The following is a 21,909-nucleotide window of genomic DNA, read 5'->3' as shown; positions in this document are numbered from 1 at the left end:
AGACCCGGCGAAACCGTGGGTTTCTTTGGCCCAAACAGGCCTTTTGCTGCAAGTCGTCTTATGGCGATCACGGTCGGGCTGGAGCGCACGCGCCCTGGAAAACAGCCTTCACCTTTCTCGCCGTCAAATCAATGTCTTGCGCAATGCACGCCTCGCGCGAGGCAGGAATAAGGCGGGCAAATTTCCGATTACAAATTACAAAAAATGTAATTTGTAGCCAGAATTTTCAGACGATGCCCGTCGCCAGCACGCGCAGGATGACCCTGATCAGCGTCGCCAACCGAAGGTCTACCGAAGCCTGCGGCACATCCGCGTCGAGCGCCAGCGCAGCAGGGTGAATGAAGCGATGCGTGGCATCGATGACGAAGGCGATCGCCCTGTCGCGATCGCGCGGTTCGAAGGCGCCCGAGCCGATGCCCTCGTCGATGACCCGCTCGAACAGCGCCCTCACCCGGGTGCGGTTGCGACGGCTGATCGCATGACGCCCGGCGACAGCCTGCGACAACGCGGCGAACAGATGCCGGTCCTCCAGCAGCAGGTCGCGATTGGCCTTGGCCAGAGCCAGGATCAGCCGCTCCAGCTTGTCATGGGCGGGGTCTGGTCCGTCGGCGATGTCGGCGAGGCTGCGCTCCGTCGCCTTGAGCCAGACATCGACCACGGCGTCGACGAGCGCAGCCCGCGACGGGAAATAGCGATAGACATTGGCATGCGTCATGCCGGCTTCTTCGGCGACCGCCACGACGGTGAAGCGCTTCAGCCCGTGCAGGCGCAGATGCTCGCTGGCGACGGTGAGGATGCGGGTTTCGCTCGGCTCGCGCGTCGGCATGCGGCGACGCTTCTCAAGTCTCGACCAGGCCGGTCGTGTCGCCGCTGGCGGCGGAATCGACACGGCCATGCGGCAAGGCCAGGTAATCGCCGGAGCGCATCTCGATCAGCCGCGAGACCGTACGGTCGAACTCGAACGCCTCGCGACCGCTCGTGGCGATGTAGAGTTCGTGCGGCTCGGCCTGCGCCGAAGCGATCAGCTTCACATGGAGCTCATAGAGCGTGTCGATCAGGATGATGAAGCGCTTCGCCTCGTTGCGCTGCGTCTCGTCCATCACCGGAATGTCTTCGATCATCAGCGTATGGAAGCGCTCCGCCAGCTCGAGATAATCCGAGGCGCCATAGGCCTCGGCGCAGAGATCCCTGAAACCGGCGCGCGCGACGCCCCCGGCCGCTTCCGGCACGCGCAGCTCATGCCCCTTGACCGACAGGACGAGCGGCCGCCCATGGGCGACCCCGCTCAGAGTCAGAAAAGCCTTGTCGAGCGCGGCCCTGGCCGTTGCATCGGCAGGCACATGATAGGTCGGTGCGCCGCCAAGCTTCTCCAGCCGGAAGTCGGTGCGGGCATCGAGACGCAGCACATCGACCTTCTCGGTCAGCAATGCGATGAAGGGCAGGAACAGCGCTCGGTTGAGCCCGCCCTCATAGAGACGCGACGGCTCGACATTCGAGGTTGCGACCACCACCACGCCGGCCGCGAAGAGCGCCGTGAACAAGCGCCCCAGAATCATTGCATCGGCGATATCGGTGACGGTGAATTCGTCGAAGCAGAGCAGCGTTGCCTCTTCGGCGAGTTCGGCTGCGACGGGACCGATCGGGTCGGGCTCCTTGACCTCGCCCGCCTTCAGGCGCTGGCGGTAGGCGTGGATGCGCGCATGGACATCGGCCAGGAAGGAATGGAAATGCACGCGCCTGCGGGCCATAACCGGCGCCGAGTCGTAGAACATGTCCATCAGCATGGTCTTGCCGCGGCCAACCGAACCCCAGATGTAGAGGCCCTTGATGCCATTGGCCGACGCCTGCCGCTTGCCGAACAGCCAGCCGAGCGCACTGCTCTTTCTGGCCAGTTGGCGTGAGGCGAGTGTCTCCGACAGCGCCTCGAGCCGCTTCACCACGGCGAATTGCGCCGCATCGCGCTCGATGACGCCGGCCTCGACCATGGCGACATAGCGTTCGGAGATGGTGGCGGGCATGGCCTGCGGGCGGGACAGCATCGGCTGCCCGGGTTAAGCCAGGCTCGATGCAACCGCAAGCCTGCTGGCTGATGCACGCTTAGGCATGGGCCGCAGATCGGGGCAGATTGGGCGAAATATCCGCGCTCCCGCCCAAATTTGCCACAGCTTCGCCTCTTGCATTCCCAGATTGGCGGCGCATCTTCCGACCCGAGCTCTAGGGACGAACGCCTCCTGGACGGTAGCGCGACATGGCGCTGTGACAGGAGAAGACAATTGGCTCGTTCGACAAAGGCCGGCGCAATGTCCGGCCAGGGTGAAATTCGCCGGCTCTGGCCTGCGGAACGCACCCTCTTCATCGATCATCTGCTGCGCTTGGACGTGCTTACGCGTCGCGAGCGCTTTGGCACGGCCGTCAACGACGATTTTCTCGTCAATTACGCTGAGACCACCTTCGGCGTCGGCGGGCTGGTCTATGCCTATATCGAGGACGGAAAGGTCCGCGGCGCGGCCGAACTGCGCGGCCTGGAAGACATCGTCACCCAGACGGGCGAAGCCGCGTTCAGCGTCGAGAAGGCCTGGCGCCGGCAAGGCATCGGCGAAGCGCTGTTCACGCGGCTGATCACGGCCTCGCGCAATCGCGGCATTCGCACGCTCTACATGACCTGCCTGCCCGAGAACGCTGCCATGCGCCGGCTGGCGCGCAAGTTCGAGGCCGAGCTGATTGGCGGCTACAACGATGTCGAGGGGACGATCGCCACCGGCGGGCCGACGCCTTTCACCGTCCTCGACGAAGCCTTCGACAATGCCAAGGGCTTTGCCACTCTGGCGCTGTCGCTGCAGCGCCGGTTCTGGCGCCCGGCCTTTTTCGCGAGATCGTCGTCGCGCCCATGAGGCGCGACGAGCAGGCCCGCCTCAGCGGTTGAGCGAGAGGGCGGCGCCGGATTTGGTGACAGCGCCGTTCATGCTGCCGCTGTCCCCGGCACGCAAACGCGCGACTACCGTGCCGCCCGGCTGGTAGAGATAGACCTCGCCGTCGCGATAGTCCCAGGCATTGACCTTCTGCAGGTCACGATTGGCGCAGCCTGCCGCATTGGCGCGGTAGAGATCGAGAGCCGGCGTGCTCGACAGCTGGATCCGGCAGGAACTGCCCGTCGCCTCGCGCGCGGTCCAGCTCCCGATGACGCTGTCACGCGAAGATCCCGCGCTGCGGGCGGGGGCGGCGCCCTGGCCCAGCGTCGCGACCTGGCCGCTGCCGCCTCTGAGTTGCGGAATCTCGGTTGCCCCGGCGACAGGCGGCGCGCTCTGCGGTTGCGGCCGTCCTGCATTGGGATCGAAGAACGGATCCTGCGGCGCCGGCAGGGCTCCCGGCGACGAAGGCGCGGAGGCGGCCGGATATCCGCCCGGCGGCGGCAAGGGCTGCGACGTCACGGGAGCAGAGCTGATCGGCGGAGCCGATTGCAGCTGAGGCTGGCCGTAGCCCGGCCCACCGGAAAAGCCGGGTCCCGGCCCGTTGAAACGCTGCGATCCCGCGCAGGCCGTGAGCGCAAGGAAGGGCAGCAGGCAGGCGGCCTTGAAGAAGCGATGTCGTGTCGCGGTCACGGTCGTCATGCGGTGCCTATTCCCGTCTCGTTGGCTCAGCTGATTCGCAAGCCTAGGCCTGCGCAATGAACGTGGCATGAGCACCTCAATCCCCCAAATACCGGAACTGATCAACTCCGCCACGGGGCATTTGGTTCTTGGGTGCCCGGCGCGGCATAGTCCGGCAGCTTTGGAGAACCAGCATGAAGCCGCTCAACCCGCCCTCGATCCGCCCGCCCTTCGCCCGCTATAGTCATGGAGCCGAACTGCCCGGCGGGCAGCGCCTCGTCTTCTGCTCCGGGCAGCTCGGCATCACGGCCGATGGCGGCATTCCCGAAGATGCACGGGCTCAGGCCGATCTCTGCTTCGCCAACATCGCCAAGATCCTCGGCGAAGCCGGCATGACGCTCGCCGATATCGTGCGGATCAATGCCTATGTCACCGACCGGGCGTATATGAAGCCTTATATGGAATCGCGTGACGCCCATGTCGGCACGCCGCCTCCGGCCTCGACCCTGATGATCGTCTCCGGCTTCACGCTGCCCGAGTTCAAGGTCGAGATCGAGGTCGTGGCCGCAGCAGCCTGATCCGAGCGATCAGGCCTCGGCGCGCCACGGATAGCTCCAGGTCTCCGTCAGCGTCTTGTCGCCGCTCTTCAGGAAGGCACGCATCTCTGCGAGTTGCCCGGGCTCGACGACGATGTCGATGAAGGCGCGGAAACCTTCGGTCTTCGGGTTGGGCACGATAAAGGCGCGGTTGATCCGGCCGTAGGCGATCGAAGGCACGATCTCGACCTTCTCCGGCTGCTTCAGGTGATAGTCGAGATCGCCGCCGGCGAAATCGACGATGAAGCGGCGCGCGCCATCGGTGACGGGCTCGCCCGAGCCGAGCGCCTTCGGCTTCGCCTGGTAGGTGTTGATCACGCGGCCGCCGGGGTGGAGGTCGCTGGAGTCGAGCAGCGCGGTCAGCTTGTAGCCGAAGCGGAACTCGCGGCCGGCCTCCAGCGCGGCCTTGGGCGCCCAGAGCGCGACGATATTGTCGTTGGTCTCGTCGCCGGTCGGCAGTTCGATCAGCTCGACCACGCCCTCGCCCCAGTCGCCCTGAGGCTCGATCCAGTAGGACGGCCTGAGCTCGTAGCTGAGATCGAGATCCTGATAATGCTCGAAGACACGGTCGCGCTGCATCAGTCCGAAGCCGCGCACATTGCTTTCGACGAAGGAGGAAACCGCCTGCTGTCGCGGATTGCGCAAGGGCCGCCAGATCCATTCGCCGGTGCGCGAGTGCACCATCAGGCCGTCGGAATCATGCAGCTCGGTCCGGAAATCGTCATGGAAGCGCCGGTCGTTCTCACCGGTGAAGAACATCGAGGTCAGCGGCGCGAGGCCGAGCTTTTCGATCGTCTTGCGCGGGAACAGCGCGACGCTGATATCGACCACGCTGTCGACATCCGGATAGATATGGAACTGGTAGGCGCCCGATACCGAGGCTGAATCGAGAAGCGCATAGACCGTGACGCGCTCGGCGCCCGCGCTCGGTGCCTCCACCCAGAACTCGCGGAAGACAGGGAACTCCTCGCCTCCGGGCACGCCGGCACCGATGGCCAGGCCGCGCGCCGAAAGCCCGTAACGCTGCTCGCGGCCGAGCACCCGGAAATAGCTGGCGCCGATGAAGGAGATCAGCTCGTCGAAAATGCGCGGATCGTTGAGCGGATAATGCAGGCGGAAGCCGGCAAAGCCGAGATTGACCGGCAGCGGCTTCTCGAACTTGATCCGGCCATAGTCGAACAGGTTCGACGAATAAGGCACCGGTGTCGGTACGCCGTCGCGCACGATGTTCACGGTCACCGGGCGCGTGAACAGGAAGCCGGGATGGAACATCTGCATCCGGAAACCCGAACCGGTCGGCGCCAGCAGCGCCCGCTCGGGGCGGAAGCGGATATCGCGCCAGGCGTCGAAATCGAGACGCGACAACGGTTCCGGCAGAGTCGGACCAGGCTCATAGGGCGCGGCCGCGATCTCGCGAGCCCGGCGCACCACGTCCTCGAAGCCGAAGCGCGGCTGCGGTGGGGTCGGGGCCGGAGCCGGCTGCGTCTCCGGCTGCTGCGCGAGCAGCGCGGCGGGCGCCACGGAAAAGCTCAAGGCGGCGGAAAGGCCGGCCAGGATCTGGCGGCGATTGGATACGGTCATGATTCGAGGAAGCCCCGTCGCGTTTGCGCCCGAAGGCGCATCTCGCCAACGACTTAGGCGATGAAATGGGGCCGGTCTAGGGCGCAGCGGCGGCGCATCTCCGGCACGCACGATGTTGACAGCCGATCGCCCTGTTTTCTACGTTTCGCCCCGGGCCGGATGCAGCCCGCCGCTCGCGCCCTCCCAGGGCATGGTGAATGCATCCCGCTTCCGTCCCGATCCCGATCGATCCGGTGGACGCTTCCAGCAATGCGAGCCCTGGCCGCTTCGTCCACCATCGAGAAGGATTGTGACCATGCGCACCTATCGCGATGCGAAACTGATGGCCAAGGCCCTGCGCGAAGCCGTGGCTCCGCAGACCGCGCTTTCACATGCCCAGGCGCTCGAAATCGTCGCCCGGCAGTTCGGCTATGACGACTGGAACATCCTCGCGGCGAAAATCGGCGAGGCAGAAGCCCGCCCGGCCGCCGGCACCGACCAGACAGGCGTGACCCTGAATATGGGTATCCCGATCCTGCGGATCTTCGACCTGGAGAAAGCCAAGGAGTTCTATCTCGGCTTCCTCGGCTTCAGCATGGATTGGGACCACCGCTACGGACCTGAATTCCCGATCTACATGCAGGTTTCACGCTCGGGCCTGCAACTTCACCTCTCCGAGCATCATGGCGACGCCAGCCCAGGGTCGACCGTCTTCGTCTGGATGCAGGGCGTGGACGCCTATCGCGCCGAACTGATCGGCAAGCGCTATCCCTTCTCGAAACCCGGTATCCAGGAAAATGGCCCGGGCGGTCGCACGCTGGAGGTGCCGGACCCATTTGGGAACCGCATCCGCTTTTGCGAGAAGCGGGTCTAGATTGAGGCTCGATCAGCCTCGATACCTGCGGTTGCGCGCCCGTCGACCAGCCCGGCGCGCTTCTGCCTCGCGCGTTCGGCGAAAAAACCGAACCCCGAGGTCAAAAAGAACTTGTAGAGGGGGGCCGCAGTTCGTATATGCGGCTTACCCAATTCGCACGTGCCTGTGGCCGCGTGCTGGTCGGTGGGCATTCGGACAAGAGGCCGGACAGCCGCCAGGGATGGGAAACGGATGGAGGGGGATGGATATCCCCTCAAATCACGCTCCCGGTTCTCGCAAGAGAGCCGCTCCCGAACAGCGACCAGCAGCCGGAGGCGAAACCGGCAAACCCCGAATCTCCACGGGGGACGCAGCTTAAAGCAACGACGGAGCGGGCTTTTTTGGTCTCGTTGGCTTTCCACAGGTCAACACCGAAGAGGCTTGTCCTTCATTGCCGGCCGTGCGGGGGGTCCCCAATCGACGGTGTTTCGGGTCCGGACGTTTCGTCCGCTGTTCTCGGCGTCTCCATCGCGCCGTGACCTGCGAACGACTCACCCGGCGATACGTCGTATCGGCGCCGCTTGCGCCGTAGGGGAGTCGCGCCGATGACCGAGCGCATCCGTGAATTTCTGCGCAACCGCCGTGAAGACGGTCCCTGCGTCGTCATCGATCTCGATGTCGTGCGCGAGAATTATCGTGCCTTCTCCCGGGCCCTTCCCGACACGCGCGTCTTCTACGCCGTGAAGGCGAACCCGGCACCGGAGGTGCTTGCCCTGCTGGCCAAGCTCGGCTCCTGCTTCGATTGTGCCTCGGTCGTCGAGATCGAGCTCGCTCTCGCGGCCGGCGCCACCGCTGACCGCATCTCCTATGGCAACACGATCAAGAAGGAGCGCGACGTCGCGCGCGCCATGGAGCTCGGCGTGCGCTTGTTCGCCGTCGATTGCGTAGCCGAGGTCGACAAGATCGCCCGTTCCGCCGCCCTCACCGCGGTCAAGGACGCGCGCATTTTCTGCCGCATCCTCTGCGACGGCGCCGGCGCCGACTGGCCGCTCTCGCGCAAGTTCGGCTGCGTGCCCGAAATGGCCGCGGACGTGCTTGAGCATGGCCATCGTCTTGGCCTGGGCGCCTATGGCATCTCGTTCCATGTCGGCTCGCAGCAGGCGAATGTGAACGCCTGGGATTCCGCTCTGGCCTCGGCCTCGGCGGTGTTCAAGGAATGCGCCACCCGTGGCATGTCGCTGTCGATGGTCAATCTCGGCGGTGGCTTCCCGGCGCGCTACCTGCGTCCGATCCCGGGCGTTCCGGCCTATGGCGATGCGATCTTCCGGGCGCTGTCGAAGCATTTCGGCAACCAGCTCCCGGAGACGATCATCGAGCCGGGCCGCGGCATGGTCGGCGAAGCCGGCATGATCGAGGCCGAGGTCGTGCTTGTCTCGAAGAAGAGCGAGGACGATCAGGTTCGCTGGGTCTATCTCGACATCGGCAAGTTCAGCGGTCTCGCCGAGACCATGGACGAGGCGATCCGCTATCCGATCCGCACCCCGCGCGACGGTGACGCGACCGTGCCGAGCGTCCTGGCCGGCCCGACCTGCGACTCGGTCGACGTCATGTACGAGAAGACCCCGTACATGCTGCCGTTCAGCCTGGAGATCGGCGATCGGGTGCTGATCGAGGGCACCGGTGCTTATACGACGACCTATTCGGCCGTCGCCTTCAACGGCTTCCCGCCGCTGAAGCAATACGTCATCTGACGTTCTGGCTCCGGCACCTGCCGGAGCCGCCCCCCAAATCATTCTGTTTGGCCGCGTTCGCGCGCGGCGCCGGGAAGGTCTGCGCTCTTGCGCAGGCGCTCCGGCCGGAGGTGCGTCATGATCACGATCCGCGAGGAAACCGCGTTCGACATCCAGGCCCGTGAGGCCCTGCTCGACCGTTGCTTCGGCGAGCGCCGTTTCGCCAAGACCAGCGAACGCCTGCGTGAAGGCCGGATGCCGGCCGCCGGGCTGGCGCTTGTCGCGGAGCGCGACGGCGCAGTCGTGGCAACCGTCAGGCTCTGGAACATCGATGCCGGCGGCCATGATGCGCTGCTGCTCGGGCCGCTCGCCGTCTCCCCGGATCTGCACGGCGAAGGGCTCGGCAAGACGATGATGCGCGAGGCGATCTGGCGCGCCGCCTGCCATGGCCACGGCGCTGTGCTGCTGGTCGGCGATGCGCCCTATTACGCTCGGTTTGGCTTCTCGGCCGAGCCGATGCGCGATCTTGCCATGCCCGGCCCCGTCGAGCGCGAGCGCTTCCTCGGCCTCGAACTGCGCCCCGGCGCGCTCGCGGGCGCCGCCGGCGTCCTGTCCGCAACGGGGCGCCTGATCGAGCCCCTGCCTGCCGCGGCGCTCGCAGCCTGATCGCGAGCGTCACCGCGGCGTCATCCGCACCGGGTTGTCTTCAGCGTCGTCGGGGTCGGAATCGACCCTGGCGGCGCAAAAATGGCGTTCCGGATTGACGAGCGCGGCCGCTCTCCATACGAGCCCGCGAAAGATTTACCCCCGTTCCACCCCAACCAAGGAAACATCATGACTCATTGGCCCGTCCACGGCACCATCACCGGACCGATCGTAATGATCGGGTTCGGCTCCATCGGACGCGGAACACTGCCGTTGATCGAGCGGCATTTCGAATACGACCGCAGCCGCTTCGTCGTCATCGACCCGCATGACACCAACCGTGCCCTCCTCGACGAGCGCGGCATCCGCTTCATCCAGGAAGCGGTGACCCCCGAGAACTACAAGAGCCTGCTGCAGCCCCTTCTCACCGAAGGCGGTGGCCAGGGCTTCTGCGTCAACCTGTCGGTCGACACCGGCTCGCTCGACATCATGCAATTCTGCTCCGAGCTTGGCGCACTCTATATCGACACCGTCAACGAGCCTTGGCTCGGCTTCTATTTCGACCACAGCAAGGGTCCCGAGGCCCGCTCGAACTATGCGCTGCGCGAAGCCACCATGGCTGCCAAGCGCGCGCGTCCGGCCGGCACCACCACGGCAGTCTCCTGCTGCGGCGCCAATCCCGGCATGGTCTCATGGTTCGTCAAGCAGGGCCTGCTCAACGTCGCGGCCGATCTCGGCCTCCAGACCCCCGAACCGAAGAACCGCGCCGAATGGGGCGCCCTGATGCAGCAGGTTGGCGTCAAGGGTATCCATATCGCCGAGCGCGACACCCAGCGTGCCAAGCATCCCAAGCCGCGCGATGTCTTCGTCAACACCTGGTCGGTCGAGGGTTTCGTCTCGGAAGGCCAGCAGCCGGCGGAGCTCGGCTGGGGCACGCATGAGCGCTGGATGCCAGAGAACGGTCGCACGCATGAGGCTGGCTGCCAGTCGGCGATCTATCTGCTCCAGGCCGGGGCCGAGACGCGCGTGCGGAGCTGGTGCCCGACGCCCGGCCCGCAATACGGCTTCCTGGTGACGCATAACGAGGCGATCTCGCTCTCCGATTACTTCACGGTGCGCAACGAGGCCGGCAACCCGACCTATCGGCCGACCTGCCACTATGCTTATCACCCCGCCAATGACGCCGTGCTTTCGTTGCATGAGATGTTCGGTAGCGCCGGCAAGGTGCAGGAGAAGCAGCACATCCTCGAGGAGAGCGAAATCGTCGATGGCATCGACGAACTCGGCGTACTGCTCTATGGCCACGGCAAGAATGCCTACTGGTTCGGCTCGCAACTCTCCGTGGAAGAGACCCGCCGGATTGCGCCTTATCAGAACGCCACGGGCCTCCAGGTGACCTCCGCCGTGCTTGCCGGCATGGTCTGGGCCCTGGAGAACCCGAAGGCCGGCATCGTCGAATCCGATGAGCTCGATTTCCGTCGCTGCCTGGAAGTGCAGTTGCCCTATCTCGGCCCGGTGGTCGGGACCTATACCGACTGGACGCCGCTGCAGGGCCGCCCGGGCTTCTTCCCGGAGGATATCGACACCAGCGATCCCTGGCAGTTCCGGAACATTCTGGTCCGCTGACGCCTACCATCCTCGGGAAGCCTCGCACCGGCCCGAGGGTCTCCGGACCCCGTTGCACCGCCTGAAGCAAGGCAGCACGCACCAAACAGAAAGGCCCGCCGATCCGGCGGGCCTTTCTCGTCTCTGCCCGGACGGCTCAGAAGCCCGGCGTCGAAAACGTGTTCCGGAACGGGTTCACACCGGCGCCGATGCGCGGCGGCAAGGTGCTATCGCCGTAAAGCTCAGCGACATTCGAATAGACCGGGGGTGAGATGAGCTGCTGAGTGGCGTATCGGTTCAGCGAGCCGACCGGCACGACATTGCCGGGATCGAGATAGCTGCGCTTCTGCACGATCACGCGCAACGGCTTGCGCTGCTGCTGCGCCTCGGCCACCGAAGCGACCGCGGTCAACGCCACGAGCGAAATGCCGAGACCGGCGGCGAGACGCTTGAAGGAATTCATGGCGAGGGTCTCCTGAGGCGATGACCAAGGGGAAGTAAAGCGGCGATTGATAGCGCCAAATCTATCCCGCCGCGGTTAACGCTTTTACTGCCCCATAGCTCTGAGATAACGCTCGGGCAGCCGATTTCAACGGCCGTCCCCTCACCTTTTCGCGGCCGCCTGGTGGCTCGGCAGCGTGCCTTCGGCGTCGAGCGATGACGTCTTGCGACCGGCCGCGGATGGGCGCGGCGGTGAGCAGGCGCCGCCGCGGTTACGTTCAGCTGCGGCAAAGAGGCTACGCAGCACTTGATCCTCGCCGGCGCTGAGCAGGGCAAGCCCATCGACCAGGCAGGCCAGTTGCTGACGATCGACCGGGCGCGCCGCCCCACCGCACCACCAGCCGCTCAGTCGCAGCGGCGTGTCGCCGCCCCGGTGGCGGAAGCCGATGCAGGCGCGTTCATTCGCACCATCGCTCAGGGTCACATCCGTAGCTTCGACAGAGCCGAATTTGGTGGTGAGCCCTGTCGGCGCACCGCTGCGCTGCACGGACATGCCGCGCGCAGCGGCCTCGCGCACCAGCGCGATGATGAAGGGCTGCGTCAGATGATCGTCGCCATGGTCAACGACGAGGCGCAGGAGCAGATGCGGCTTTGCCTCGGTGAACGCCCCAAAGCTCAACACATCCTCACGCTTCGCGCCGTCCTGGCTCCGGCTCGCCTCATAGGCCATGGCCTGGCGCTCCAATTCCGGAGAGTCGAGGCCAAACATCGCGATCGGCCGCGCGATCCTGGTCCAGTCTTCATGTTGGGCGCCGAGCAGGCGCGGCTCCTGGCGAACGTCCCGAACGGACCGGATCTCCGCAGCCGGTTGCCCGGCAAGGCTGGCGACCTGCATCTCGCCGCCATCGCCCGAAAGGCCCGTGACGAGCGCAGCCGCCATCCCGATACCGGCAACGGCTGCCAGGCCGCGCCAGGCCAGACCGCCGGTCAGGCCCAGGCCACGATGGCGGACGGCAGCGCGCAGCCAGCGGAGGATTGTCCGCATCGCTGCCTCGACATGGTCCATCACGCTGATCAAGGCGCCAATCGGATCGGGACCGCCGAGCTTGCCCTTCACGCTGCCCGCCACAGGCAAGGCACGATGTGCGGCCGCCGAGCCGAGCTCCCGGCAGCTCGAGCCGAGCCGGCGAAAGCCATTGACCAGTAACGCTGCGAACTCACGCGACACGACAAGACCCCGCTCGTTGCCTGCGCCTCCGCGCCAGCAGCCTGTCCTCACCCGCCGGCGACGCTGAGGGCATCCGGGTCAGTATCGGGTTACCGGCGGCCTGCGAACCGCGATTGTAGTGAATCGCTGGTTAGGAGGCTGGGTTAATCCCGTCCTGACGCGCTGGGCTGCCGAGACCAATTGACTTTTTATCGCCGCGGGTGTTCTGGATGAGCATCGCGAGGCGAGCATCCACTCGAGCGCGACCGCGAATGCTTTCAGCCCTATGGGATTTGGCTCTGTGATTGTCGCCCTGACGACGAAACGCACGACCAAAACGACGACCGGCACGCTCCGGACGTCGCGCTGACGCTTCGCCTCGGTTCCGGGCCCTCCCCCCCGGCGGGGGCTAAGGCCGAACCCGCCATCCAGACCAGGCGGGTCGGCATCTCCCGGGGGAGGCAGAACCGGTTACTTCCAAAAGGAACAGCAGCATGAGCTTCAAGGTCGCGGTTGTCGGCGCCACAGGCAATGTGGGTCGCGAAATATTCGACATCCTTGCCGAGCGGGCTTTCCCGGTGAGCGAGGTCGTGGCGCTTGCCTCCTCGCGCTCGATTGGTACCGAGGTCTCCTTCGGCGACAAGACGCTGAAGGTGAAGGCGCTCGATCACTATGATTTCTCCGATACCGATATCTGCCTGATGTCGGCGGGGGGCGAGGTCTCGAAGCAATGGTCGCCGAAGATCGGCGGCCAGGGCTGCGTCGTCATCGACAATTCCTCGGCCTGGCGCATGCATCCCGACGTGCCCCTGATCGTGCCGGAGGTGAATGCCGCGGCGGCCGCCGGCTTCTCCAAGATGAACATCATCGCTAACCCGAACTGCTCGACCGCGCAGCTCGTCGTGGCGCTGAAGCCGCTGCATGACCGCTTCGGCGTCAAGCGCGTCGTCGTCTCGACCTATCAGTCGGTCTCCGGCGCCGGCAAGGAAGGCATGGACGAGCTCTTCAACCAGACGCGCGCCGTGTTCTCGGCCGGCGACGTCGTCACCAAGAAGTTCCCCAAGCGCATCTCCTTCAACCTCATCCCGCAGATCGACGTCTTCATGGAGGACGGCTTCACCAAGGAAGAGTGGAAGATGATGGCGGAAACCAAGAAGATCCTCGATCCGAAGATCAAGCTGACCGCCACCTGCGTGCGCGTGCCCGTCTTCATCGGCCATTCCGAGAGCGTCAACATCGAATGCGAGAAGCCGATCACAGCCGACGAGGCGCGCGAGGTGCTCCGCACCGCGCCCGGCATCCTCGTCATCGATAAGCACGAGCCCGGCGGCTACATCACCCCGCACGAGGCGGCCGGCGAGGACGCGACCTATGTTTCGCGCATCCGCGAGGACAATACGGTCGAGAACGGTCTCGCCTTCTGGTGCGTCTCGGACAATCTGCGCAAGGGCGCAGCCCTGAACGCCGTGCAGATCGCCGAGGTGCTGGTCAACCGCAAGCTGATCCAGCCGCGCAAGAAGGCGGCCTGATTCCGGCAGCTCGGAAAGCTCCACGAAGGCGGGCGCAAGCCCGCCTTTTTCATGAAGGGCCCGGGCGCATGGGCGCTGTTCCGAGTTTGCGCGCCCGCCGCAGGCAAATCCTGCTAGCGTCGTCCCACTCTCCAGTTCCGGCGTCGCCTTGTCCTCTCCCCACCCTTCAAAAGCTCCGGTACCGGCCTTGCCCGCGCATACCGAGGCCGTTCCTCCCGTGCCGCAACGTCGCGATGCTGCGCTGCGCGGCATCGGATTGATGCTGCTTGCCAGCATCTTCCTGTCCAGCTCCGACGTCGCTTCGAAATATCTCGCGGCGACGATGCCCGCGCTACAGATCACCTGGCTGCGCTATGCCGCCTTTACGGCGATCATGTTGGCGGTGGCACTGCGCGGCGGCGCAGCACGCCTGCGACCGAAGCGTCTGCACATGCAGTTGCTGAGAGGCGTCGCAGTCACCCTCTCCTCCATCATCTTCGTCTCGTCGCTGCGATACCTGCCGATCGCTGATGCGACCGCGACAAGCTTCATTGCGCCGCTCTTCGTCACGGCCTTGTCGATCCCGATGCTTGGGGAGAAGGTTGGCTGGCGGCGCTGGACCGCGACCCTGGTCGGTTTGGCCGGTGTCCTGATCATCGTCCGGCCCGGAGGTGCCAACTTCCACGCCGCGTCGCTTTTGCCAGCGCTTTCAGCCGCGACCTGGGCCTTTGCCCTGATCGTTACCCGCATGATGAGCACGACCGAGGATCCGGTGACGACACTGACCTGGTCGGCCGTGGTCGGCTTCCTGCTGCTGACCGTACTGCAGCCCCTCGGCTGGCAGCCACTTACGGCGGAGGCGATCGCCATCGGCATCTTCATCGGCGTCGCTTCGACCATCGGGCACTGGTTCGTCATCATCGCCTTCCGCCATGCCGACGCCTCGCTGCTCGCGCCCTTCTCCTATGTGCAGCTGCTCTGGGCTTCGGTCTTCGGCTTCTTCCTGTTCTCGGTCCTGCCGGATCTCTTCACCTTGCTGGGCTCGGTGATCATCGCCGCCTCGGGCCTCTACACCGCCCATCGCGAGCGGATGCGGGCGCGAGCCTTGTAAGCGGACTATCGCTTGCCGTATCGCGCGAGGAACATTGCGACCGCCGAGGCAACCACGCGGGAGATCTCGGCCTCGGACGGTCGCTCGCGCACCGCATTGAACAGGCGCGGGCGCAGCACGGTCGACTGGCACAGGTCAACGAACTGCACGGCTGCCAGCGCGGTATCGTCGATCTCCAGCTGTCCCTCCGCGACCTTGCGGTCGAGATAGCCGGCGATGCGCCGTGCGCCCTGCAACGGTCCGTTCTCGTAGAATTCACGGCCGAGATCGGGCATGCGCTCCGCCACGCCAACGACGATGCGCTGGGCGCTGAGCGCAAAATCGCAGACCAGGAGCTGGACGATCCGCTCGCCGAAATGCGTCAGCGCATGACCGAGATCGGGATCATCGTCGAGCGCTTCGAAGATCCCGCGCTTCTGTTCTTCACGCTCGCGTTCGATCAGGGCGACGAAGAGATGTTCCTTGTCCTCGAAATAGACATAGAGCGTGCCCTTCGAGACATTCGCGGCCGCGGCAATGTCGCTCATGCTGGCATTGTCGAACCCGCGCGTCAGGAAGACCTCATGGGCTCCGTCCAGGATCTGGCGACGTTTGTCGGGATCTGCGCCCGCCGCACGCCGTTTCCGGCGCGGCGGCACTCCTGCGATCTTCACAACCTCGTCCATGACCCCATCTCGCCCCGGCATTTTGCGCCGCACAAAAATAATCGAACCACTCAGTTCGATTTCACTTGATATGCGCCATCGCCAGCGCTATTTCAACTGAAATCGAACCGATCGGTTCGAACAGTGATTATCAGGATCGCCCATGTCCGCCGAGACAAAGACTGAGTCGCGTCGGGACCGGCTGAAGCTGGTCGACCCCGCGCTCGAAACCACGCCGCTCCCCGCCCAGGCCCGCAAGGCCGACGAAGCAGCTCCGCGCGAAGCGGAGAGCCCTGCCGCCGCCAAGCCCCGCGGCAAGACGGTGCGCCGTGCGGGCATGATGCTGCTGGCGACAGCCGCGCTCGGCTCCGGACTCTGGTTCGGCGTCGACTGGTGGCGCAATGGCCGTTTCATCGTTTCGACTGACGACGCCTATGTCGGCGCCGAGATGGCCACGATCTCGGCCAAGCTCGCAGCCAATGTCGCAACTGTCGCCGTCAAGCAGAACCAGCAGGTCAAGGCCGGCGAGCCGCTCGTCACCCTCGACGATGGCGACCAGCGCATCGCACTGGAGAGCGCCCGCGCCAAGAGCGCGACGGCAGGCGCGACGCTGCTGCGCATCGACAGCCAGATCGAGGCCGGCCGCGCCAGCCTGCTGCAGGCCCAGGCGCAGCGGGACTCGACCCAGGCCGATATCATCCGCACCGTCGCCGATTTCGACCGCGCCAACAGCCTTGCCGCCAAGTCCTACGGATCGCAGGCGACCCTCGATGCGGCAACGGCAGCGCGTGACCGAGCCCGCGCCGCACTGGCCAGCGCCGAGGCCGGGGTCTCCGCGGCCGAAGCCAATATCAAGGTGCTGGAGGCACAGCGCAACGAAGCCTCCCGCCAGATGGACGAGCTGAAGGTCGCCGAGGACAAGGCCGCCCGCGACCTGTCCTTCACCAGGATCGCAGCGCCGATCGACGGACTGGTCGCCAACACCAATGTCCAGCTTGGCGACCTCGTCAGTGCCGGCAAGCGGCTGATGTCGATCGTCCCGCTCGACCAGGTCTATATCGATGCCAACTTCAAGGAGACGCAGGTTGGCGGCCTGAAGATCGGCGACAAGGCAAGGGTCACGGTCGACGCCCTGCCCGATCAGGTGTTTGACGGCGTCGTCAGCGGCATTTCCGGCGGCACGGGCTCGGTGTTCTCGCTGCTGCCTCCTGACAACGCCACCGGCAATTTCACCAAAATCGTCCAGCGCGTCCCGGTGCGCATCACGCTCAGCCCGCAGGCCATTGCGCGCCATGCGCTGCGTCCGGGCATGTCGGTCGTGGTGAAGATCGACCCGCGCCCTCAGGCCTGAACGGAACCACAAGACCCATTCCGGATGGCGCGTCGCGACGATCCGGAATCCATGCAGCCGTAACGCCCACCGATTGACCCCGGCTTTGCGCGGCCAATGCCGCTTGGCCAGGGCGACGGTGCGGGGCGCCAGGAAGACGAGGCCGTCATGGCCACTGCAACACTGACAGCCGGCGCGCCGGCGGCCTCCGACGCCATCCCGATGCGGCGGATCTTCGCCTTCCTGGCGATGGTCTTCGGCATGTTCATGGCGATCCTCGACATCCAGATCGTCTCCGCCTCGCTGGCCGAGATCCAGGCGGGCCTGTCAGCCAGCGCCGACGAGATCGCCTGGGTCCAGACCGCCTATCTGATCGCAGAAGTGATCATGATCCCGCTCTCCGGCTATCTCAGCCGGGCGCTGTCGACCCGCGTCTTCTTCTCGATCGCCGCAGCCGGGTTCACGGTCTCGAGCGTGCTGTGCGCGATGTCGTCCTCGATCAACGAGATGATCCTGTGGCGCGCGGTCCAGGGCTTCATCGGCGGCGGCATGATTCCCGGCGTCTTCGCGGCCGCCTTCACCATCTTCCCGGCCTCGAAGCGGCCGATCGTCTCGCCGCTGATCGGGCTTGTCGCGACGCTCGCGCCGACCATCGGCCCGACGGTCGGCGGCTATCTCAGCCATGCCTTCTCCTGGCATTGGCTCTTCCTGGTCAACGTCATCCCCGGCATCGGCGTCACCATCGCAGCCTGGACGCTGATCGATTTCGACAAGCCGCAGCCCGGCCTGCTCAAGCGTTTCGACTGGCTCGGCCTCGCCAGCATGGCCGCCTTCCTCGGCAGCCTCGAATATGTGCTGGAGGAAGGCACGCGGCTCGACTGGTTCCAGAGCCACGAGATCGTGTTCTTCACCGCGTTGATGCTGGTGGGCGCGGTCCTGTTCTTCTGGCGGGCGCTGACGCGCGAGGATCCGCTCGTCGATCTCTACGCCTTCACCAACCGCAACTTCGCCTTCGGCTCGCTCTTCAGCTTCACGATGGGCATTGGCCTCTACGGGCTGACCTATCTCTACCCCGTCTTTCTCGGCCGCATCCGCGGCTATGACGCGCTGATGATCGGCGAGACGATGTTCGTCACCGGCCTGTGCATGTTCCTGACGGCGCCCGTCGCCGGCAAGCTGTCGCAGAAGCTCGATCCACGCGTGATGATGATGATCGGTTTCGCCGGCTTCGCCGCCGGCACCTATCTCGCGTCCTTCATCACCAAGGACTGGGACTTCCACGAACTGCTGCTGCCCCAGATCCTGCGCGGCGTCTCGCTGATGCTGTGCATGGTGCCGATCAACAATCTGGCGCTCGGCACCTTGCCTCCGGCGCAGCTCAAGAACGCATCGGGCCTCTACAACCTGACGCGCAATCTTGGCGGCGCGGTGGGCCTCGCCGTGATCAACACGCTGCTGAACACCCGGACCGACCTGCACATCACCCGGCTGCATGAAGCTGTCGCTGTCGGCAGCCAGGTCGCCGAAGAGAGGCTGGCCCAGATGATGCAGCTTTTCGCCAGCTATGGCGCCAATGCCGAGGCGATGGCGCTCGCCAAAATCAGTCAACTCGCCCATCGCGAGGCCTTGGTCATGGCCTTCGGCGATGTCTTTCTCGGCCTGACCTGGATCTTTGCAGGGCTGGTCGTGCTGGCCGTGTTCATGCGCAAGCCGCCCAAAGCGCCCCCCGCCGAGGCCGGGCACTAGCCGCGCCGGGACCTGATGCACCGTGTCGCAGCCGGCTCCGGATTGACATTCGCGCGGAGTCCCGCCAAATATAGCAATGATATCAGTAGTTTAGATATTTTCTAAACTACGAGGCCGGCATGCCGGCGATGTGGAAGGCGTACCGATGAGCGTTTTGCCCGTGAAGGATCCCAGCCAGGCCCGTGCTGCCGCGGAACAGATTCCGTGGCCGCAGAAGAGCCCTGCTTCCTGCCCGATCAGCGCGGTGAAAACGCGGCTACGCAATGCTGGCCTGCGTCCGACCAGGCAGCGCATGGCGCTGGGCTGGCTGCTCTTCGCCAAGGGCGACCGGCACGTCAGCGCCGAAATGCTCTATGAGGAGGCGCTGCGCGCCCGCGAACCGCTGTCCCTCGCGACCGTCTACAACACGCTGCGGCAGTTCTCGGAAGCTGGCCTGCTCCGCCAGGTTTCGGTGTCCGGCCCCAAGACTTTCTTCGACACCAATGTGTCGGAGCATCACCATTTCTATAACGAGGACGACGAAACCGTCGTCGACATCCCTGGCTCGGAAATCCAGGTCTCCGGCCTGCCCGTCGCCCCGGAAGGCATGATGATCTCGTCCGTGGAGGTCATTGTCCGCCTGCGCAACGCCGATGGCGCCGAAGTCGAGACCCGGGTCGCCGCCGGAGCTGGGCACCACGCGTGATCGTCTGCTCCTGCAACGTCCTGTCCTGTCGGCAGATCAAGGGAACCATTGCCCCCGATGGCACTGGACCGGTGACGGCTGGCGAGGCCTATGACTGTCTGGGCTGCAGCCCGGACTGCGGACGTTGCGCCCGGGCCGTCAGAGCCATTCTTGCTGAGGCCCGCGCCGCCTGCGCCAGCCAATGCCATTCCTGCGCCAGTCGCGACGTTGAATGCGCGGTGCATGTCTCCGTCACCCAGATGATGGACGGGCTGGCGATCGAGAAAGACACGATCGCGGCCTGAGGCTTCTCGGCCGCGGGCCACGTCGATATTTCCCGGTCCTGGCGCGACTTCTCCCTTTCATTCTCCGAATTGCCGCTCTACATTAGGATCATTCTAATGTGATGTGAGCCCGAGGAGAGCTGCGATGAAGGGTGACAAGAAGGTCATCGAATACCTCAACAAGGGGCTCCGCTCCGAGCTGACCGCGATCAATCAGTACTGGCTGCACTACCGGATGCTCGACAATTGGGGGCTGAAGGAGATGGCCAAGACCTGGAAGAAGGAATCGATCGAGGAAATGGTCCATGCCGACCGTTTCGTCGACCGCATCCTTTTCCTCGAGGGCTTCCCCAATCTGCAGACGCTTGACGCACTGCGCATCGGCGAGAACGTCAAGGAAGTGATCGAGTGCGATCTCAAGGCCGAGGTCGAGGCGCGCGGACTCTATCAGGAAGCGGCCAAGTATTGCCGCGAGGTCGGCGACTACCCGTCCGAGGACCTGTTCAAGGCGTTGATGAAGGATGAGGAAGGTCATATCGACTTCCTCGAGACCCAGCTCGACCTCATCGAGCGCGTCGGCATCGAACTCTACACCCAGAAACATATCGGCGGACTCGAAGCGGATCATTGATCCCCGAAGCATTCCGACGCCGGTCGCAAGCCGGACCTGCCCCGCAGGTCCGGCTTTTTCGTGCGGAAGCAGTGGCCCGAAGTCGGAACAGGACCACCGCCTTGACGGCGCGATTGAAAGCGACCTAATTCATAGGCTGATACCGACGTAGTTTGTAATGATTATCGTTCAATACTGAAGCTCTACGGAAGATCAGCGCCGAACCTTGTCTGCCTCCTGCAGATTATCGATTTGGATCGCTGCGATGAGTTCCGTTCCGCCATCTGATCTTGCTGGCAAGACAGCACCCCACTCCGGACAATCGGACGTCCCGGTCGTCGACGTCCGCCAATTGGTCGGCACCGGACGCGAGGTCATCCTGATGCATCTTGGCGAGGCCTATCGCCTGCGCGTCACCGCCCGCGACCGGTTGATCCTGACCAAATAGCGCCCCGCTCGCCAAGCCACGCGCTCTGTGCCAGAGAGCCTGCTTCCGTCCCGGACTCCTCTCCGCTGTCCTCGGGCGCGATTCCGAGGGCCGGCTCGTTCGCAAGTCCGGAATCATGGCGATCGTTCTGGCGGGCGGCGAAATCCGCTCAGGCGATGCCATCGGCCTGACCTTGCCTGACCTCCCGCATCGCGCGCTCGAACGGGTCTAGTCGAGCGCTCGCAACCAAGACTCGCTCGGCCCTGAGCGATCATTGCGCCAATCGAAGAGCGCCGTGTGCGTCGCTCGCCAATGTTCGGGCGTGCGCGCTGCCAAGAGGCCAGAGCCGTCTTGTCCAGCGCGATAGGGCGAACCATCCCAGCGCGCGACGCGGCCGCCAGCCTCGCTCAGGAACAACGTTCCGGGCAGATGATCCCATGGCAGCGTTCGCCAGAAGACGGCGAAATCGCGCTCGCCAGTGGCAATGGCAGGATATTCGGCCCCCGCGCAAAGCAGCGGCGGCACGATCAAGGGCACTCGATCCAAGCGCGCCTCGATGACCTCAAGCACGTCAGGCGGCAGGAAACGAGTGGAGATCGAGCCCCGCCGCAGCCCATCCGGCTTCCCATCAGCGACCACGGGCACTCCATTGATCTGGGCGCCGCTGCCCAGTTCGGCGACATGAAGCTGATCCGACAACGGATCGAGCATCCAGGCTGCGACGACCTCGCCTTCGCGAAGCAGTGCAAGCATGATCGAAAATGGTCCTCGGCCGGAAATGAAATTTCCGGTGCCGTCCAGCGGATCGATCAACCAGACGGTGCCCCGATCGAGAGTGTCAGCCAATGCAGGCGTCTTGGCGCAGGCTTCCTCGCCCACGACCCTGGCGGACGGATCGAGCAGCAGCAATTGCTCGCCGATCAACCGTTCGGCATGCTGATCGGCAACGGTGACGAGTTCTCCCGGGGACTTTTCCTCCACATCACGCGCGGTCAGATTGCGAAAGCGCGGCAAAATCGCCTCTGCAGCTGCCTGTCGCAGAACCGTCGATACTTTATCGATCAGACTCATCGTGATTTCGGCTCCCCTATCTCGGGCTTGCCTTCTGGATCCCGCCAATTTGCCAAGGACCGCCTACCACCACCCAAACCGGCGCCGCGTTTCAAAGGAAGCGCCCCGAACTCGCGCCCGAACCGCGAGCACCGATCGCGAAACAAAAAGATCGGGTTGTTGGGGCTCCGGCCGCCCGTTGATACGGGATGACGGAGAGCGGTCTTCCGGTCAGGCTCCATCGATCCAACCGGTCAGGAGGCCTGCCATGGAGCTGTTCGTCGGTCTTGATGTGTCTGTTCGCACCACCA

22 protein-coding genes are annotated in these 21,909 nt (G+C 64.9%); 14 read left to right on the top strand and 8 right to left on the bottom strand.

Translation table 11 applies throughout. The annotated features are described in order from the left end of the window. Positions 1–226: 226 nt before the first annotated feature. Both AC1DJT_RS00110 and zapE read right to left on the bottom strand, forming a co-directional pair. Positions 227–826: a TetR/AcrR family transcriptional regulator gene (locus tag AC1DJT_RS00110; RefSeq protein ID WP_441492435.1), complete on the bottom strand. Its 600-nt coding sequence runs from the start codon at positions 824–826 to the stop codon at positions 227–229. Positions 827–839: 13 nt separating this feature from the next. Next, complete coding sequence (zapE, locus tag AC1DJT_RS00105; protein ID WP_441505795.1) at positions 840–2,039, bottom strand: cell division protein ZapE; 1,200 nt, start codon at positions 2,037–2,039, stop codon at positions 840–842. Between the two features lie 234 nt (positions 2,040–2,273). On the opposite strand from zapE, the gene AC1DJT_RS00100 reads away from it, so the two are divergent. Further along, positions 2,274–2,891 (top strand): GNAT family N-acetyltransferase, encoded by a 618-nt coding sequence (locus tag AC1DJT_RS00100; RefSeq protein ID WP_441492433.1) that lies wholly within the window; start codon positions 2,274–2,276, stop codon positions 2,889–2,891. Positions 2,892–2,912: 21 nt separating this feature from the next. Here AC1DJT_RS00100 and AC1DJT_RS00095 read toward each other — a convergent pair whose 3' ends face one another. Beyond that, entirely contained in the window at positions 2,913–3,608 is a 696-nt protein-coding gene (locus tag AC1DJT_RS00095; RefSeq protein WP_441505796.1) for an AprI/Inh family metalloprotease inhibitor, read from the bottom strand. A 173-nt stretch (positions 3,609–3,781) separates the two neighbouring features. On the opposite strand from AC1DJT_RS00095, the gene AC1DJT_RS00090 reads away from it, so the two are divergent. Beyond that, positions 3,782–4,165, top strand: a complete 384-nt coding sequence (locus AC1DJT_RS00090) for a RidA family protein (RefSeq protein WP_441505797.1) — start codon at positions 3,782–3,784, stop codon at positions 4,163–4,165. Positions 4,166–4,174: 9 nt separating this feature from the next. Here AC1DJT_RS00090 and AC1DJT_RS00085 read toward each other — a convergent pair whose 3' ends face one another. Continuing rightward, on the bottom strand, positions 4,175–5,764 hold the full coding sequence (locus AC1DJT_RS00085) for an OpgD/OpgG family glucan biosynthesis protein (protein WP_441505798.1): 1,590 nt from the start codon (positions 5,762–5,764) through the stop codon (positions 4,175–4,177). A gap of 295 nt (positions 5,765–6,059) precedes the next feature. On the opposite strand from AC1DJT_RS00085, the gene AC1DJT_RS00080 reads away from it, so the two are divergent. The 4 genes from AC1DJT_RS00080 to AC1DJT_RS00065 all read left to right on the top strand — a co-directional run bounded on the left by AC1DJT_RS00080 (position 6,060) and on the right by AC1DJT_RS00065 (position 10,597). Continuing rightward, positions 6,060–6,617: a glyoxalase superfamily protein gene (locus AC1DJT_RS00080; RefSeq protein WP_441505799.1), complete on the top strand. Its 558-nt coding sequence runs from the start codon at positions 6,060–6,062 to the stop codon at positions 6,615–6,617. Positions 6,618–7,201: 584 nt separating this feature from the next. After that, positions 7,202–8,347 (top strand): type III PLP-dependent enzyme, encoded by a 1,146-nt coding sequence (locus tag AC1DJT_RS00075; RefSeq protein WP_069878757.1) that lies wholly within the window; start codon positions 7,202–7,204, stop codon positions 8,345–8,347. A 117-nt stretch (positions 8,348–8,464) separates the two neighbouring features. Beyond that, a complete protein-coding gene (locus AC1DJT_RS00070) occupies positions 8,465–8,992 on the top strand; it encodes a GNAT family N-acetyltransferase (protein ID WP_441492428.1) in 528 nt (175 codons plus the stop codon). A 168-nt stretch (positions 8,993–9,160) separates the two neighbouring features. After that, positions 9,161–10,597, top strand: a complete 1,437-nt coding sequence (locus tag AC1DJT_RS00065; RefSeq protein WP_476768947.1) for a homospermidine synthase — start codon at positions 9,161–9,163, stop codon at positions 10,595–10,597. Positions 10,598–10,733: 136 nt separating this feature from the next. On the opposite strand, the gene AC1DJT_RS00060 is transcribed toward AC1DJT_RS00065, so the two are convergent. Both AC1DJT_RS00060 and AC1DJT_RS00055 read right to left on the bottom strand, forming a co-directional pair. Beyond that, entirely contained in the window at positions 10,734–11,039 is a 306-nt protein-coding gene (locus tag AC1DJT_RS00060; protein WP_441492426.1) for a hypothetical protein, read from the bottom strand. A 141-nt stretch (positions 11,040–11,180) separates the two neighbouring features. Further along, the gene (locus AC1DJT_RS00055) at positions 11,181–12,245 is read right to left on the bottom strand and encodes a hypothetical protein (protein WP_476768948.1); all 1,065 of its coding nucleotides are present in this window, start codon (positions 12,243–12,245) and stop codon (positions 11,181–11,183) included. 473 nt (positions 12,246–12,718) lie between these two features. On the opposite strand from AC1DJT_RS00055, the gene AC1DJT_RS00050 reads away from it, so the two are divergent. Both AC1DJT_RS00050 and AC1DJT_RS00045 read left to right on the top strand, forming a co-directional pair. Further along, positions 12,719–13,753 carry an aspartate-semialdehyde dehydrogenase gene (locus tag AC1DJT_RS00050; protein WP_441492424.1) on the top strand — a complete coding sequence of 345 codons (1,035 nt, stop codon included), beginning with the start codon at positions 12,719–12,721 and terminating at the stop codon, positions 13,751–13,753. Positions 13,754–13,940: 187 nt separating this feature from the next. Beyond that, on the top strand, positions 13,941–14,843 hold the full coding sequence (locus tag AC1DJT_RS00045) for a DMT family transporter (protein ID WP_441505802.1): 903 nt from the start codon (positions 13,941–13,943) through the stop codon (positions 14,841–14,843). A 5-nt stretch (positions 14,844–14,848) separates the two neighbouring features. Here AC1DJT_RS00045 and AC1DJT_RS00040 read toward each other — a convergent pair whose 3' ends face one another. Then, a complete protein-coding gene (locus AC1DJT_RS00040) occupies positions 14,849–15,508 on the bottom strand; it encodes a TetR/AcrR family transcriptional regulator (RefSeq protein WP_441505803.1) in 660 nt (219 codons plus the stop codon). A gap of 142 nt (positions 15,509–15,650) precedes the next feature. Between AC1DJT_RS00040 and AC1DJT_RS00035 the strand changes: the two genes are divergently transcribed. The 6 genes from AC1DJT_RS00035 to hemP all read left to right on the top strand — a co-directional run bounded on the left by AC1DJT_RS00035 (position 15,651) and on the right by hemP (position 20,569). Next, positions 15,651–16,838 carry an HlyD family secretion protein gene (locus tag AC1DJT_RS00035; protein ID WP_476768949.1) on the top strand — a complete coding sequence of 396 codons (1,188 nt, stop codon included), beginning with the start codon at positions 15,651–15,653 and terminating at the stop codon, positions 16,836–16,838. Between the two features lie 147 nt (positions 16,839–16,985). Further along, on the top strand, positions 16,986–18,563 hold the full coding sequence (locus tag AC1DJT_RS00030) for a DHA2 family efflux MFS transporter permease subunit (protein ID WP_441505805.1): 1,578 nt from the start codon (positions 16,986–16,988) through the stop codon (positions 18,561–18,563). A 145-nt stretch (positions 18,564–18,708) separates the two neighbouring features. Then, the gene (gene irrA, locus AC1DJT_RS00025) at positions 18,709–19,248 is read left to right on the top strand and encodes an iron response transcriptional regulator IrrA (protein ID WP_441492420.1); all 540 of its coding nucleotides are present in this window, start codon (positions 18,709–18,711) and stop codon (positions 19,246–19,248) included. Further along, positions 19,245–19,532, top strand: coding sequence for a (2Fe-2S)-binding protein (locus tag AC1DJT_RS00020; RefSeq protein WP_441505806.1), 288 nt, complete (start codon positions 19,245–19,247; stop codon positions 19,530–19,532). The genes irrA and AC1DJT_RS00020 overlap by 4 nt, the downstream gene beginning before the upstream one ends. A gap of 124 nt (positions 19,533–19,656) precedes the next feature. Then, complete coding sequence (gene bfr / locus AC1DJT_RS00015; protein WP_113517171.1) at positions 19,657–20,142, top strand: bacterioferritin; 486 nt, start codon at positions 19,657–19,659, stop codon at positions 20,140–20,142. 244 nt (positions 20,143–20,386) lie between these two features. Further along, entirely contained in the window at positions 20,387–20,569 is a 183-nt protein-coding gene (gene hemP, locus AC1DJT_RS00010; RefSeq protein WP_441505807.1) for a hemin uptake protein HemP, read from the top strand. 207 nt (positions 20,570–20,776) lie between these two features. On the opposite strand, the gene AC1DJT_RS00005 is transcribed toward hemP, so the two are convergent. After that, positions 20,777–21,667: an inositol monophosphatase family protein gene (locus AC1DJT_RS00005; protein ID WP_476833318.1), complete on the bottom strand. Its 891-nt coding sequence runs from the start codon at positions 21,665–21,667 to the stop codon at positions 20,777–20,779. Positions 21,668–21,909 lie beyond the last annotated feature (242 nt).

It is taken from the genome of Allobosea sp. 05T422_2 (assembly GCF_056396265.1).
The sequence above is the reverse complement of the archived record's forward strand: the minus strand, read 5'-3'. Positions and strand labels throughout refer to the sequence as shown.

Coding starts and splice junctions, on each gene's coding strand:
- AC1DJT_RS00110 (WP_441492435.1), bottom strand. CDS start 826: ATGCCGACGCGCGAGCCGAGCGAAACCCGCATCCTCACCGTCGCCAGC.
- zapE (WP_441505795.1), bottom strand. CDS start 2,039: ATGCTGTCCCGCCCGCAGGCCATGCCCGCCACCATCTCCGAACGCTAT.
- AC1DJT_RS00095 (WP_441505796.1), bottom strand. CDS start 3,608: ATGACGACCGTGACCGCGACACGACATCGCTTCTTCAAGGCCGCCTGC.
- AC1DJT_RS00090 (WP_441505797.1), top strand. CDS start 3,782: ATGAAGCCGCTCAACCCGCCCTCGATCCGCCCGCCCTTCGCCCGCTAT.
- AC1DJT_RS00085 (WP_441505798.1), bottom strand. CDS start 5,764: ATGACCGTATCCAATCGCCGCCAGATCCTGGCCGGCCTTTCCGCCGCC.
- AC1DJT_RS00080 (WP_441505799.1), top strand. CDS start 6,060: ATGCGCACCTATCGCGATGCGAAACTGATGGCCAAGGCCCTGCGCGAA.
- AC1DJT_RS00075 (WP_069878757.1), top strand. CDS start 7,202: ATGACCGAGCGCATCCGTGAATTTCTGCGCAACCGCCGTGAAGACGGT.
- AC1DJT_RS00070 (WP_441492428.1), top strand. CDS start 8,465: ATGATCACGATCCGCGAGGAAACCGCGTTCGACATCCAGGCCCGTGAG.
- AC1DJT_RS00065 (WP_476768947.1), top strand. CDS start 9,161: ATGACTCATTGGCCCGTCCACGGCACCATCACCGGACCGATCGTAATG.
- AC1DJT_RS00060 (WP_441492426.1), bottom strand. CDS start 11,039: ATGAATTCCTTCAAGCGTCTCGCCGCCGGTCTCGGCATTTCGCTCGTG.
- AC1DJT_RS00050 (WP_441492424.1), top strand. CDS start 12,719: ATGAGCTTCAAGGTCGCGGTTGTCGGCGCCACAGGCAATGTGGGTCGC.
- AC1DJT_RS00040 (WP_441505803.1), bottom strand. CDS start 15,508: ATGGACGAGGTTGTGAAGATCGCAGGAGTGCCGCCGCGCCGGAAACGG.
- AC1DJT_RS00035 (WP_476768949.1), top strand. CDS start 15,651: ATGTCCGCCGAGACAAAGACTGAGTCGCGTCGGGACCGGCTGAAGCTG.
- AC1DJT_RS00030 (WP_441505805.1), top strand. CDS start 16,986: ATGGCCACTGCAACACTGACAGCCGGCGCGCCGGCGGCCTCCGACGCC.
- irrA (WP_441492420.1), top strand. CDS start 18,709: ATGAGCGTTTTGCCCGTGAAGGATCCCAGCCAGGCCCGTGCTGCCGCG.
- bfr (WP_113517171.1), top strand. CDS start 19,657: ATGAAGGGTGACAAGAAGGTCATCGAATACCTCAACAAGGGGCTCCGC.
- hemP (WP_441505807.1), top strand. CDS start 20,387: ATGAGTTCCGTTCCGCCATCTGATCTTGCTGGCAAGACAGCACCCCAC.